The sequence below is a fragment of the Archangium sp. genome (assembly GCF_057119385.1).
On the sequence record NZ_DBNGVP010000051.1, the window covers coordinates 34,790 to 48,893 of the forward strand.

General features: G+C 68.3%; 9 protein-coding genes. 4 read left to right on the forward strand and 5 right to left on the reverse strand.

The window, feature by feature from the left end; genetic code table 11:
* Positions 1-157 precede the first annotated feature (157 nt).
* The 3 genes from AC16DP_RS11535 (at position 158) to AC16DP_RS11545 (ending at position 3,476) form a co-directional block, all read left to right on the forward strand.
* Complete coding sequence (locus AC16DP_RS11535; RefSeq protein ID WP_329732977.1) at positions 158-1,120, forward strand: isopenicillin N synthase family dioxygenase; 963 nt, start codon at positions 158-160, stop codon at positions 1,118-1,120.
* Positions 1,121-1,135: 15 nt separating this feature from the next.
* Positions 1,136-1,801, forward strand: a complete 666-nt coding sequence (locus AC16DP_RS11540) for a hypothetical protein (protein ID WP_329732978.1) — start codon at positions 1,136-1,138, stop codon at positions 1,799-1,801.
* Between the two features lie 145 nt (positions 1,802-1,946).
* The gene (locus AC16DP_RS11545; RefSeq protein ID WP_329732979.1) at positions 1,947-3,476 is read left to right on the forward strand and encodes a hypothetical protein; all 1,530 of its coding nucleotides are present in this window, start codon (positions 1,947-1,949) and stop codon (positions 3,474-3,476) included.
* A 61-nt stretch (positions 3,477-3,537) separates the two neighbouring features.
* Here AC16DP_RS11545 and AC16DP_RS11550 read toward each other — a convergent pair whose 3' ends face one another.
* A complete protein-coding gene (locus tag AC16DP_RS11550; RefSeq protein WP_329732980.1) occupies positions 3,538-7,011 on the reverse strand; it encodes a DEAD/DEAH box helicase in 3,474 nt (1,157 codons plus the stop codon).
* 276 nt (positions 7,012-7,287) lie between these two features.
* Positions 7,288-8,022 (reverse strand): hypothetical protein, encoded by a 735-nt coding sequence (locus AC16DP_RS11555; RefSeq protein WP_329732981.1) that lies wholly within the window; start codon positions 8,020-8,022, stop codon positions 7,288-7,290.
* Positions 8,023-8,097: 75 nt separating this feature from the next.
* On the opposite strand from AC16DP_RS11555, the gene AC16DP_RS11560 reads away from it, so the two are divergent.
* Positions 8,098-10,887, forward strand: coding sequence for a patatin-like phospholipase family protein (locus AC16DP_RS11560; RefSeq protein ID WP_329732982.1), 2,790 nt, complete (start codon positions 8,098-8,100; stop codon positions 10,885-10,887).
* Positions 10,888-10,890: 3 nt separating this feature from the next.
* Here the strand turns inward: AC16DP_RS11560 and gatB are convergent, their stop codons facing one another.
* The 3 genes from gatB to gatC are packed head-to-tail and all read right to left on the reverse strand — an operon-like array spanning position 10,891 to position 14,100.
* On the reverse strand, positions 10,891-12,330 hold the full coding sequence (gatB, locus tag AC16DP_RS11565; protein ID WP_329732983.1) for an Asp-tRNA(Asn)/Glu-tRNA(Gln) amidotransferase subunit GatB: 1,440 nt from the start codon (positions 12,328-12,330) through the stop codon (positions 10,891-10,893).
* Positions 12,331-12,347: 17 nt separating this feature from the next.
* Positions 12,348-13,808 carry an Asp-tRNA(Asn)/Glu-tRNA(Gln) amidotransferase subunit GatA gene (gene gatA / locus AC16DP_RS11570; RefSeq protein ID WP_329732984.1) on the reverse strand — a complete coding sequence of 487 codons (1,461 nt, stop codon included), beginning with the start codon at positions 13,806-13,808 and terminating at the stop codon, positions 12,348-12,350.
* A gap of 4 nt (positions 13,809-13,812) precedes the next feature.
* Complete coding sequence (gene gatC, locus AC16DP_RS11575; protein WP_329732985.1) at positions 13,813-14,100, reverse strand: Asp-tRNA(Asn)/Glu-tRNA(Gln) amidotransferase subunit GatC; 288 nt, start codon at positions 14,098-14,100, stop codon at positions 13,813-13,815.
* Positions 14,101-14,104: the final 4 nt, after the last annotated feature.

The window sequence follows — 14,104 nt, forward strand, 5'->3', positions numbered from 1 at the left end:
CAGAATCCCGCCCCAGGGCGACAGGAGACGGGAATTCACTTGGTGTGGGGGGGCGTGACTGCCGGAGAAAGGTGCGCATGTCAACCAGACGGGCCGCCCCGGGGGCCGGGAGAGGCAGTTCACGTGCCCCCCGGAGGACGGCTAGAGTGCGCCCGCCATGTCTCGTACCGCTCGCCGCATCCCCGTCGTCAACCTGTCCCACTACCGCTCCGGCAGCCCCGAGGAGCGCGCCCGCTTCGTCCGGGTGTTCGGAGAGGCCCTCAAGGAGTTCGGTTTCGTCTCCGTCGAGGGTCACGGCATCGACGATGGGCTCATCCGCCGCACCTACTCGGACGTGGAGTCCTTCTTCCGCCTGCCGGAGCAGGTGAAGCACCGCTACCACGTGCCCGAGTTCGGCGGTCAGCGCGGCTACACGCCCTTCGGCCGGGAGCACGCGAAGAACCGCACCGTGGGCGACCTCAAGGAGTTCTGGCACGTGGGCCGCGACCTCCCCGAGGGCCACCCGCGCCGCCCGGACACCGCCGCCTACAACGTCTGGCCGGAGGAGGTGCCGTCCTTCCGCCCCAACACGCTCTCCCTCTTCAACGCGCTGGACGAGGCCGCGGCGCTGATGCTGCAGGCCGTGGCCGAGTACTTCGGCATCGAGCGCAACACCTTCAGCGACATGGCGCAGGACGGCACCTCCGTGCTCCGCGTCATCCACTACCCGCCCCTGAAGGAGAAGTTCATCCCCGGCGCGGTGCGCGCCGCCGAGCACGAGGACATCAACCTCATCACCCTGCTGTGCGAGGGCACCGCCTCGGGCCTGGAGCTCCTCACCCGCGACGGCGAGTGGATTCCCGTGGACACCCTGCGCGGGCAGATCGTCGTGGACTCGGGCGACATGATGAGCCGCATCACCAACGGCGTCATCCCCGCCACCACCCACCGCGTGGTCAACCCGCCCTCGGCCGCCGAGGACAACACGCGCTACTCCATGCCCTTCTTCGTGCACCCCTATCCGGAGTGCGTGCTGCAGCCCCTGCCCAGCACCGTGACGCCGGAGAAGCCGGGCCAGCCCCCCATCACCGCCGACGCCTTCCTCAAACAGCGTCTGCGGGAGATCGGCCTCATCAAGTAGCCTCGGCCGCGTGGAGTGACCCACCCCTCCCTCTCCCACCACCGCCACCTGCTCCTGCTCGGAGCGCTGGCGGTGCTCCCCGGTGTAGCCGGAGCCGGGGAGTTGCCCCGCCCCCTGATGCGCCCGGGCCACGTCGACCTGCGCATCGAAGCGGCCGCCTCGCTCCTCCCGCTGTCCCTCGAGGGCGGTGCCACCGTGGAGGCCGGCGTGCTGCCCCTCGCCACCGGCACGCTCTCCCTCGGCGCGGAGCTCGCCGCCAACCTGTGCGCGCTCGCGTGCTGGGTCCCCAACCTCTTCTCCGAGCGCGACACCTCGCGCTGGGACCTCTCCGCCGTGGGCCGCCTGGGCTACCACTTCACCCTGGCCAATCGGAACTACGGCCGGATGGACCTCTTCGGCGTCCTGCTCGGGGGCGTGATCGAACCGCGCACCACCGTCACCGCCCCCGGCTACCGCTTCGAGGGCCGCGGCCGGGGCGCCGTCCTCGGGCTCGGCATGGGCGGCAACTACTTCCCCTCCGCCTCCCGCTTCTTCCTGGGCTTCGAGGCCCGGCTCCGCTTCTCCACCGGCACCTACGCGCTCACCCTCACCCGGGGCTCCTACGACTTCACCGACGAGGATCGCCGCTGGCTCCGGCTCGGCCTCAGCACCGCCTTCTTCGTGGGGATCCGTCTTTTCTGATGCCCGGCCTGTAACCCATTGATTTTCGGACTCTCGAGCCGTCCCGCGCTGGCCACGAAACTCCGCACGGGTTATCCCGATAATCTAGGGGCCAGAGGCATCTTCCTGACCTACCGCGACCCCGTTCCCCAGGGGGGAGAACACCATGAAAGTCGGACAGAACCGGCCGTCCGTGCCCACGCAGAGCACCACCTCCACCGAGGCCCGGAAGGGAACCCCGGCGGCTCCGGCAAGGGCCCCCACGGCGCGTAACGCGAACACGTTCCAGACGGGCTTCGACACGGCGGTGAGGAAGAACACGTTCACCATGGAGGCCGCGGCCACGCCCGTCGTCATGACGCCGGCCCCTCCGCCCGAGACCGCCGCACCGGGGACCGCGGGCAGCAAGCTCACCGACGATCAGCTGAAGAAGGCGCTGAACGAGGCCCACCAGATGATCTTCGGCCGCGATGTCGACCCGGCCCAGCTCGACGGCTGGATGAACAGGGCCCGCAAGCTGCGGGACAACCCGGAGGACCCCTCCAAGCCGCTGAGCCTCGACGACATCAAGTACACCCTCTTCAGCGAGCTCCGCACCGGCAAGACCAAGGAGCAGCTGAAGACGCTGGACGATCCCACGCTGAAGCGGCTGGTGAACGATGCCTACCAGCTCTTCGCCGGTCCCGGCACCCAGCCCGACGCCGCCAAGGCCAAGGAACTGCTCGACCTGGCCACGCAGCTGCGCGACCACCCGGAAGACCCCTCCAAGCCCCTGGATGCCGACGGCATCAAGTACGCCCTCTTCTCCAAGCTGCGCGGCACCTACAACAGCGACCCCAACGGCAAGGTGACCGACGCTCAGCTGAAGAAGGCGGTGAACGACGCCTACCAGCTCTTCGCCGGTCCCGGTGCCCAGCCCGACGCCGCCAAGGCCAAGGAGCTGCTCGACTTCGCCACGCAGCTGCGTGACAAGCCGGAGGACCCCTCCAAGCCGCTGGATGCCGACGGCATCAAGTACGCCCTCTTCTCCAAGCTGCGCGGCACCTACAACAGCGACCCCCAAGCCAGGCTCACCGACGACCAGCTGAAGAAGGCGCTGAACGAGGCCCACCAGATGATCTTCGGCCGCGATGTGGACCCGGCCCAGCTCGACGGCTGGATGAACAGGGCCCGGAAGCTGCGGGACAACCCGGAGGACCCCTCCAAGCCGCTGAGCCTCGACGACATCAAGTTCACCCTCTTCAGCGAGCTGCGCACCGGCAAGACCAAGGAGCAGCTGAAGACGCTGGACGATCCCACGCTGAAGCGGCTGGTGAACGATGCCTACCAGCTCTTCGCCGGTCCCGGCACCCAGCCCGACCCCGCCAAGGCCAAGGAGCTGCTCGACCTCGCCACGCAGCTGCGTGACAAGCCGGAAGACCCCACCAGGCCGTTGGATGCCGACGGCATCAAGTACGCCCTCTTCTCCAAGCTGCGCGGCACCTACAACAGCGACTCCAAGGCCAAGATCACCGACGATCAGCTGCGCAAGCTGCTGGACGAGGCCCACAACCTCGTCTTCGGCAACGGCGCCAACGGCCCCAACGTCGAGACCTGGATGGCCAGGGCCCGGAAGCTGCGCGACGACAAGGACAATCCGCTGGACGCCAACGGCATCAAGTACGCCCTCTTCAGCCAGATGCGCCAGGTGAAGTAGCCGCGCGCACGGCCCGGGCCGCTGGAGACACGCATCGTCTTCAGCGGCTCGCCCCGCGGCCTCAGTGCACGACTCTTCCGGACCCGGAGGACGTCTCCTCGCCCACCGGAGCACCCCCGGCTTCGAGCAGCTGGAGGAGATCCTTCGTCGTCAGCCGCGCCGCGGCGTCCGTGCCCTCGAGCACACCCGCCACGAGCGAGCGCTTGTCCGCGTGGAGCGAGAGGATCTGCTCCTCGATGGTTCCCCGGGTGACGAGCCGGTACACCGTGACGGGCTTGTCCTGGCCGATGCGATGGGCGCGGTCGGTGGCCTGATCCTCCACGGCCGGGTTCCACCACGGATCCAGGTGGATGACGTAGTCGGCCGCGGTCAGATTGAGGCCCGTGCCTCCCGCCTTGAGCGAGATGAGGAACAGGTCGCCCTCGCCGCGCTGGAAGGCCTCCACCCGCTTCGCCCGCGCCCCCGCCGGGGTCGAGCCATCCAGGTACTGGTAGCGGAACCCCGCCCGGTCGAGCTCCTCGCACACCAGGGCGAGGTGCGAGGTGAACTGGCTGAACACCAGCGCCCGGTGGCCCGCGTCACGCAGTTCCTCGAGCAGCTCGAGCAGGCGGCGCATCTTGGAGGAGCTGACGTTCGATTTCGAGTCGTAGAGCTTCGGATGGGAGGCGAGCAGCCGCAGGCGCGTCAGGGCCGCGAGCACCTGGAACTGCTGCTGCTCGTTGCGCACGCCCTTGCCTTCCCGGGAGACCTCGGCCACGGCGGCGAGGCGCGCGTCCTCGTAGAGCGCCCACTCCTCCTCGGAGAGCGCGACGGGGACCTGGATCTCCGTGCGGGACGGCAGCTCGCGAGCCACCTCGCGCTTCGTGCGCCGGAGCAGGAAGGGCTTGAGCACCCGGTGGAGCGCATCACGCGCCTCGGGATCCTTGCCGCGCTCGATGGGCGCGGCGAAGCGCTCGCGGAACTGCTCCCAGCTCCCGAGCAGGCCGGGGAAGACGATGGAGAAGAGGCTCCACAGCTCCCCGAGATGGTTCTCCAGGGGCGTGCCCGACATCGCGAGCCGGAAGCCGGCATTCAGCTTGCGCGCCGCACGGGCCCGGTGCGTGGCCGGGTTCTTCAGCGCCTGCGCCTCGTCGATGACGAGGGTGGCGAAGGTGACGGCGCTCAGGCTCGCGATGTCCCGCGTGAGCAGGCCATAGCTGACGATCAGCACGTCCTTCTTCGTGAGCTTCGCGAGACACCCCGCGCGATCCGGCTGCTCGGCGTAGAGGAGGGGACGGAGGTCCGGCGCGAACCGGCGGAGCTCCTGCACCCAGTTGAAGCCCACGGACGTGGGGCAAAGCACGAGCGCGGGCCCGAGGCGCGTCCGGTCCACCAGCACCGAGATCGCCTGCACCGTCTTCCCCAGGCCCATGTCGTCCGCGAGGCAGGCGCCAGCCCCCCACGCCGCGACCCGGCTGAGCCATGCATGCCCCTCCACCTGATAGTCGCGGAGGGTCGCCTTGAGCGACGCGGGCGGCTTGGGCCGGAGCGACAGCGAGGCCGCGAGGCGCTCGGTGAGCAACTGCCAGGCCGGTGCCGACTCCACCTCCGCCCCCGCACCGCCGAGCGCCTCGATCGCGGGAACGGCTCCGGGTGACAGCTCCACCCGTCCACCTCGAGCGAAGGTGTGATCGGCGATGGCCCGGAGCCGGTGGCGCAACGTGTCGCTGAGCTCGACCCAGCGCCGCTCGTCGACCCGCACGAACCGCTGCTGCCGCCGCGCCGCATCGAGCAACACCGCGAGCTCGAGCCGGCCCACCTCGACCTTCAGCTGGCCGTTGATGCCGAACCAATCCCGCTTCCGTTCGATCTGGACCTTGAGCGCCTCGGGGCCGACCGACGACATGACCCTCGGCTTCTCATCGAGCCACTCGACGGCGAGTCCACGCGGGGGATTCTGCAGGGCGGCCACGAGCTCCAGCGCGGAGTCGGTGTCCTTCATCCGGAAGCAGTAGGGCGGGCCTTCTTCCGCGTTGGCGAGCGGAAGCGTCGAGAGCATCGCCCGCGCCCGCTCGTCCTCGGTGAGCAGGGAGCGCCGCACGTACGCGCGCTCGGCGCCTCGCAGCAGCAGGACATCCCGAGGGCCCACTCCCGGATGGAAGAGCGGTGCACCCGGACCCGGACGCACGAGCAGCTCGAGCTCGAGCGACACGTCCGGCAGGAGCCTCAGCCGGACCACCGTCTCCGGCTCGGAGGAGATCTCCCGGCCCTTGAGCGACTCCGGGACCACGAGCGGGAGCCGGGCCTCCAGACGCGAGAGCCTTTCGAGCAACGGCTGCTGCGCCTCGGGTGGGAACCGCGCACCGTGCTTCTGGAGCAGCTCGAACAGCTGGCGGGCCTCGTCGCTCACGTCGATCAACAGGCAGCGGCCCCGCTGCTCCTCGGCGGTGAAGAGCGGCTCGCCCGGCGCGAAGGACTTCATCAGGGCGGTGAGCAGGCGCGCGTCGAAGACCTCGCCGTCGACGGAGGGCTCGAGCCGGATGTGATCGCCGGACGGCACCGCGATGAACCCCAGCCGGACCCGCTTCAGCTCGAGCGGCTCATCGGGCGAGACATCGAGCGCCACGCGTGGATGGCCCACCAGCGCGACGAAAGCCCGGGCCGCGTATGTACTGCCCCGGGCTCCCGGACGTGCCGACCAGGAGGAGAAGAGCTCGGCGACGCGCAGGTCCTGCTCGGAGAGGGAGTCGCGGTGCTCGTCGAGCAGGCGTGCGGGGGTGGTGCGCGCCCCCGAGGACAACGTGCCCCGGCGGCTCCGCTTCTTCACCGAGGGCACCGCGGTGAGCATCCCGAGCTCATGCTCGATGCGCCACCACACCTCGATGAAGGTGCGCGGCTCGGTGAGCTTCGCCTCGAACACCTCGAGCGCCTTGAGGGCCCGGGCCCACGAGGGCCTCAGGAGCTCATAGGCCAGGACCCGCGCCTCGTCGCGCCGCGCCGGGTCCTCGAGCAGATCCATCGTGGCGTCCAGCAGCGCGAGGGCATGCGTGCAACCACCGCCCCGGGCCTCGCAGGTGCACTCGAGCCGGGGCTCGCCGTCGTTGGGGAACGACAGCCTCGATTCGGCCGCGAAGGAGCCATAGGACGGTCCACCGCGAACGCGCCGCCAGCGCTCCTTCCACGAGACGGCACAGGGCTCGGCGAGAAATGCCCAGGAGCCGGAGGCGCGTGCGGCGCGGGAGCGGGGAACGGCACGCGAGCGGATGCCACGCCGGAGCTGGAGCAATCGTGACCAGAGCACCGCGAGGGCGGGGTCCTCGAGCGACTCCGGGCGAGAGGCCTCCTCGAGCACGCCGAGCCGGAGGGACTCCGCTTCATCGGCCAGGAACGCGGCGACCGCGAGGGGCACCGCCTCCTCGAGGACCCCGCGAGCCCGGGCCGCCAGATAGCGCGAGGCCCCTTCGCGAGACCCGATGTCCCGAATGGGGAGACCGCTGAGCGCATAGCGCAGGCTGTTTTTCTGCGCCTCATCCACCGCGAGTGCGGGCAGCAGCACCTCCGCCGAGGTCGCCAGGGCGTCCTGGAGCGAGTGGGCCTCCGCCCATTGCTCCAGTTCCTTCCGGGTCCCGAAAGGCGAAGGGAGGGCGACAGGTCCGGAAGCGGCGGGGGTGCGAGGCGTGAGGAGGGACACGGAGGCGGCGGAGTGTAATCGCGAGGGTGGGCCGGATCAGCCTCCGTTCTGATGCCTGGGAAGCGAGGAAGCAGGCGCTAAAAACGCCCCCGCAGTACTCACGAGGAGCAGGAGCGGGCTGGAACCCGCCATACCCATTCCTCACTGCGCCAGGCAGTTCACGTCAGCCAACGCGACCTCGAACGCGTTTCCGACCTGATAGGACGCGAACTCCCTGTTCGGCGTGAACCACGTCACTGCTCCGGTATCGAGGAAGCGTGGTCCTCCAGAGCAGGGGTCACCTGGTTCGCACGCGAGCATATGAAGCATTTCGTGGATGGCGGTGTGAAGAATGTCGCTCCTCACGCTGGGAGACTTGAAGTAGGAAGGATCGAAGCGCAGGGCGGAGGCCGAGGTGCTCTCGAATCGGGTCGAAGCCGTTCCCCCTCCATCGACCACACGGACTCTCACGGTAGGACTGCCCGCGACGTAGCGCGTGAGGCGTGTGGCAATCTCCGTCCAGCTCATCCGCTCTGGCTTGAACCACCCGAGGTCATACCCTGTCCGGCCGTTCACCCCGGAGAGTCTCGTCTGGAGAGCAGGGCATGTCGGGTTCAGCAGCGCAACGCAAACCCGTTGAAAGCCTTCCGTGACGATGGCCCGGTCACTCTCCCGGGTCCCGTCCTCGAATGTGAGGCGAACACATCCTTCAATCGGGACGTCGGTGACGGATGCCGTCACTTCTTCAGATGCCGCCCCTTCCGTGCTCCTCGTCACCTGCTCCGTGGTTGCGCAGCCAACGCCTACGCAACCGATGACGGCGCTAATGATGAGGCAAGCAGGTCGCAATGAGGACATGTCCGATTCTCCTTTTCCCACGATGAACGGCGTGTCCATGCCAGCATACCGGCCATCCGCGTGCTCTTCGCAAGTACCTCGTCCCACTGCTTCGAGTATACAACAAGGACCCTCATGAGTTCGCCAAATCTCCACATCGCATCGAGCCACTTTGGTTCTGGCGTTGTTTTGTTTGTGGCCCTGGGCATCCTCGCCGTCCCGAGAACTGCGGAGGCGCAGATGACCGCATCTGAAGCCGCCACCTTCTATGACGCCTTCCTCGGCCAGCCGGCCAAGAGCTGCGCTGACCTGCGTGCATATCCGGGCAAAGTGCCTTCGTTCCGCTCGGAGCTCTGTGTTGGTGCCGCGAACACCGCGCCCATCAACCTGGATGCGTACCTGAAAGACCGCGTCCCCAAGGTGGCGCTCAAGACGAAGGCGCTCATCAACGGCGGCGGCGTCAGCATGGGTTCCTACCAGGCCGGGCGGCTGCAGGGGCTCATCAACGAAGCGCGCGTCGAGGTGCTCGACAAGCTCTTCGACGCCGCCGTGCTCGCTACCGACCCCAGTGAGCTCGCGAAGGTGGATGAGCGGCTGAACGCGGTGCTCGCCGGCACGGACTGGGCCAACCTGGGATTCACCCAGGTGGCGGGCGCGTCCGCTGGTGGCATGAACGCCTTGGGCTTCGCCATCGAGGTCTGCCGGGACACGCTCCTGCCCACCTTCGCCCCCAAGAGCACGACGCCTTCGTTCCTGGACAAGACCGACTCGGTGCTGCGCCGCATGTGGATGGACGTAGGGTTCGAGGAGAGCGACCCGGACTCGTGGGTTGGCGGCGCCGCGCTGCTGCGCCCGGGCAAACTCCCCGAGGATGCCGCCCGTGCGGACAAGAACGCCGTCTTCTCCGCGGAGCCGCTCGACCAGGTCATTTCAAAGGTCACGCAATTCTTCGAGTCCGATCCCAAGCGCGCTGCCCCGGTGCCACTCCGGGCCGGCTGCCACATGGGTGCCTCCATCACCCTCACCAGCTTGAAACCGGTTGAGGTGAACCTGAAGGGAGAGGAGGACGGTTCGTTCCTATCCGTCACTCTTCCTGTGATGGTGGAGTTGAGGACGACCTCCACCACGCCGCCGCATTTCGAGGTGAAGGCGTACGACGACGGCAACGAGTCCATCATGACGGTGGACGGCAACGCCGAGGCGTTTCTCAAGCTCGTGCGGGCGACCGGCGCTCTTCCGCCGGCGCTCCCGATGCTCACGCTTTGTGAGGATTCGCTCGCGGGCCCCATCCAGTTTGGAGGGACGAGGTACACGGTCGGAGCGTGCGACCTTGAAGATTGGGAAAAAGCCGTGCAAGCCAAGGAGGGCAACTGGTTACGGCCATGGAAAAAGCCAAAGCGAGGCGGTGTCCGCGGAGAGTTGAGCCTCATCGACGGCGGCCTGTTCAACAACAACCCGCTCGATCTGGTGCTGGATCGGACGCCGCTGGATCAGAAGTCACCCGGCAGCATCCAGACGTTCCTGTTCTTCGATCAGGACTTCACGGAGATCCCGCGTCCAACGGCCCGTGCGAAATACACGGGCAACACGCTGTACGTGCATTTTCAACAGCTCATCAGCGCGGCGCTCGTGGACGTCGCTCGCAACCAGCAGGTGTCATCCGCGCTGCGCCGGTTCAAGCCGCAAACGGGAGGGGCCGCTCCGGCGAGGCCGCAGGTCGTCTCCATCGGCCGCAAGAGCCCAGCACTCAGCGAGGCAGGCTTCGCCACCTCCGCCTTCCTGCTGCGGGAGTTGCGCGAGATCGACTATCTCGCGGGCATCCTCGACGGGCACTCGTCGTCCCCCCATGAGACCTGGGTATCGCGGCACGCGGACGTCCAGCTTCTGCGCAGATTCTACGACTCGCCCCTGGGCCCCACCTTGGATGCCACGGCACTGGCTGCGCTCGTCGATACGTGCCGCACGCAGCCATCGGTCCTGGCGCTTGGACAGGCGGCTTGGGGGCGGCGCTGCCTTCTGGCCGGGGCCGCTCGCTTGTCCGTCCAGGAGCTCAAGAGCATCTGTGGCGACAGTTCCACGAGCGATAAATGTGAAAAGGCCTCGGAGTTCTCCGCGCTGGGCAAGGCGGCCAAGGAGCTCCAGGCCACCCAGAAGACCTGGCAATTCGAGGAAGGCATTGGCAAGGACATCGATCATCAGTTGTCGCTGCTGGGCGATCGAATCGACGAGATGGTCCGCAATCAGCCCTCCCGCCTCGCATTGCCGAGCCGCGCGCTCGACATGGCACTGGAGTCACTGTTCATCGACGGCCTGCAGTTCCAGCCCAACACCTTCAGCGATGAGAAGGACCGGCGGGTGATGCGCGGGCGGAAGAATACGGTGGCATGGGGCCTGCTCACTGACCTGCGCCTCGTGGTCGATCGATCCTTCTGGGCGCTTGAGGCGTCGCGGCGTTTCAACCCGTGGGTTGCCGCAGCATTCGCCCCGGGCGGCGTGGAGATGGGCTGGGGATTCGTGCCCGCGCTGTCGCTCGGAGCGGGGATCGGGTGCTCGAACCACGGGGCGTTCACCTGGTTCACATGTACGCCGCAGCCGGAGCGCCTGGCGGATGGCAGCTTCAGAGCCACAGACTCGTTCCACTCCTTCCTGGTACACGGAAGCTTGAGCGCTGAGGTGCTCGTGCTGAGGCCCCACCCGGTCCTGTCCTTCCACATGGGCCCTCTCGTGACGGCACGTAGCAAGCCCTTCGGAGGCGGAGGGCGCACCCTGGGCGTGGAAGCCGGCGGGTTCCTGCGCCTGGGGCTGGCCCGCTGGATCTCTCTCGATTTCCGCGTCGTGACGGGTCTGCCCGTGGGCGTGGGCACCGGCACGGCGAAGCCAGTCGGGTCACCCGACCTGATCTTCGCCGCTGGCTGGCAGTACTGAGGGCTACTCCCCGATCTTCTTCTTGAGCAGCTCGTTGACGAGGGCCGGGTTGCCCTTGCCCTTCATGGCCCGCATCACCTGGCCCACGAAGAAGCCGAAGATGTGCTTCTTCCCGGCCTTGTACTTCTCCACCTCGCCCGCGTTCTTCGCCAGCACCTCGTCCACCACCGCCTCGATGGCGCCCGTGTCGCTCACCTGCGCCAGGCCCTTCTCCGCGATGATGGCCTCCGGGTCCTTCCCCGTGCGGAACATCTCCCCGAACACGTCCTTGCCCGCGTTCGCCGAGATGCTCCCCTTCTCCACCGCCGTCAGCAGGCTCGCGAACTGCACCGTCGTGAAGCGCAGCGTGGTGACGCTCCCGCCCTCCTCCTTCAACAGCCGCAGCAGCTCTCCGAGGAACCAGTTCGACAGTCGCTTGTAGTCCTTGAAGTGCTGCGCCACCGCCTCGAAGTAGTCCGCCAGCGGGCGCTCGGCGCACAGGATCTTCGCGTCATACGCCGGCAGCCCGTACTGGCTCGTGAACCGCGACACCTTCGCCCGGGGCAGCTCCGGCAGGGACTTCGCCACGTCGTCGATCTGCGCGTCCGTCAGGTGCAGCGGCGGCAGGTCCGGCTCCGGGAAGTAGCGGTAGTCGTGCGCCTCCTCCTTCGAGCGCATCGAGCGCGTCACGCCCTTGTTCGGGTCGTACAGCCGCGTCTCCTGCTCCACCTTCCCGCCCGACTCCAGCAGGTCCACCTGCCGGGAGATCTCATACTCGGTGGCCTGCTTGATGAACCGGAACGAGTTGATGTTCTTCAGCTCCACCCGCTGGCCGTACGCCGTGCTGCCCTTGCGCATCACGGACACGTTGACGTCGCAGCGCAGCGAGCCCTCCTCCATGTTCCCGTCGTTCACCCCGAGGTACACCAGCACGTCCCGCAGGGCCTTGAGGTACTCCACCGCCTCGTCCGCGCCGCGCAGGTCCGGCTCGCTGACGATCTCCAGCAGCGGCACGCCCGCGCGGTTCAGGTCCACCAGGCTCTCGGCCGCCGAGGCGTCGTGCACGCTCTTGCCCGCGTCCTCCTCCATGTGGATGCGGCGGACGCGGACGACCTTCTCGCCCTCGGGCGTGTCGATGGTCAGCTTGCCCCACTCGCAGATGGGCTGGTCGAACTGCGTGATCTGGTAGCCCTTGGGCAGGTCCGGATAGAAGTAGTTCTTCCGGCTCCACACGCTCGTCTTGTTGAGGGTGCAGCCGAGCGCCAGGCCCGTGCGGATGGCGAACTCCACCACCTTCGCGTTGAGCACCGGCAGCACGCCGGGCAGGCCCAGGCACACCGGGCAGGTGTTGTGGTTGGGCGCCGCGCCGAAGCTGGTGGAGCAGTTGCAGAAGATCTTCGTGTGCGTCAGCTGTTGGGCGTGGACCTCGAGCCCGATGACCGGCTGGAAATCGCTCAGGGGCATGGCGTCTCCGGAACTCTCTAGATGGGGGCCTGGCGGCGCACGTAGTCGTGCTCGCGCTCGAAGGCCCGGGCGATTCTCAGCAACTTCGCCTCGTCGAACGGGCGGCCCATGAGCTGCAATCCAATCGGCAGGCCCGCCTTCGTGAAGCCGCACGGCAGCGACAGGCCGGGCAGTCCCGCCAGGTTGCACGGCAGCGTGCACACGTCCATGAGGTACATGGACAGTGGGTCGTTCACCTTCTCGCCCAGCTTGAAGGCCGGCACCGGCGAGGTGGGCGTCACCAGCGCGTCCACCTGCGTGAAGGCCTTCGTGAAGTCCTCGCGGATGAGCGTCCGCACCTTCTGGGCCCGCAGGTAGTAGGCGTCGTAGTAGCCCGCGCTCAGCGCGTAGGTGCCCAGCATGATGCGGCGCTTCACCTCGGGGCCGAAGCCCTGGTCGCGCGTCAGGCCGTACATGTCCCGGAGGCCCTTCACATCCCGCGCCCGCCGGCCGTAGCGCACGCCGTCGTAGCGGGCCAGGTTGCTCGACGCCTCCGCCGGGGCCAGCAGGTAGTAGGTGGCCAGCGCGTACTTCGTATGCGGCAGGGACACGTCCACCAGCGTGGCGCCCAGCCGCTCGTAGGCCTTCAGGGCCTCGCGGACCGAGGCCTCCACCTCGGGGTCCATGCCCTCGACGAAGTACTCGCGGGGCACGCCCAGCTTCAGGCCCGCCACGCCGTGCTCCAGGTCCGCCAGGTAGTCCGGCACGTCCGCCGTTGCCGAGGTCGAGTCCCGCGGATCATGCCGCGCCAGCACCTGCAGCAGCGCCGCCACGTCCCCCACGGTGCGAGCCATGGGGCCCGGCGCATCCAGCGAGGAGGCGTAGGCGATGACGCCGTAGCGCGACACGCGCCCATAGGTGGGCTTGAGGCCCACGGTGTTGGTGAGCGCCGCGGGCTGGCGGATGGAGCCGCCCGTGTCCGTGCCCAGCGTGCCGAACACCTCGCGCGCCGCCAGCGCCGCCGCCGAGCCTCCCGAGGAGCCTCCCGGCGTGCGCGTCACGTCCCACGGGTTGTGGCAGGGGCCGTAGGCGCTCGACTCGTTGGACGAGCCCATCGCGAACTCGTCCTGGTTGAGCTTGCCCAGGATGGGCGTCCCCGCCTCCTTCAACAGCCGCACCGCGGTGGCGTCGTACGGGGGGACGAAGCCCTCGAGGACGCGCGAGGCACACGTCGTCTCCACGCCCTCGGTGAGGAAGATGTCCTTCACGGCCACGGGCACGCCGTCCAGCGGCCCGAGCGGGTTGCCCTGCTTGCGGCGGGCGTCGCTGGCCTCGGCGGCCGCCAGGGCGCCGTGCTCGTCCAGCCGCAGGAAGGCCTTCACCTTCCCATCCACCTGGGCAATGCGCGCCAGACAGGCCCGCGTGGCCTCCACGGAGGTGGTTTCTCCCGAGGCCAGCTTCGCCGCCAGCTCCAGCAGGGTGAGGTCGGTCAGCTGCATGGCGTCACTCCAGGATCTTCGGGACGGCGAAGCTCGTGCCCACCCTGGCCGGCGCGTTGGCCAGCGCCTTCTCGGGCGGCAGCGAGGGCCGCGTCACGTCCTCGCGCAGCAGCGAGGACGCGAGCGAGGCATGCGAGGTGGGCTCCACTCCGCTCACGTCGAGCTCCTGCAGCTGCGCCACCGCGTCCAGGATGGCGGAGAGCTGCGTGGCGTAGCGCTCCTCCTCCTCGGACGAGAGAGACAACCGGGCCAGGGTGGCCACATGCCGGACCTGCTCGACGGTGAGCTTCATGGAC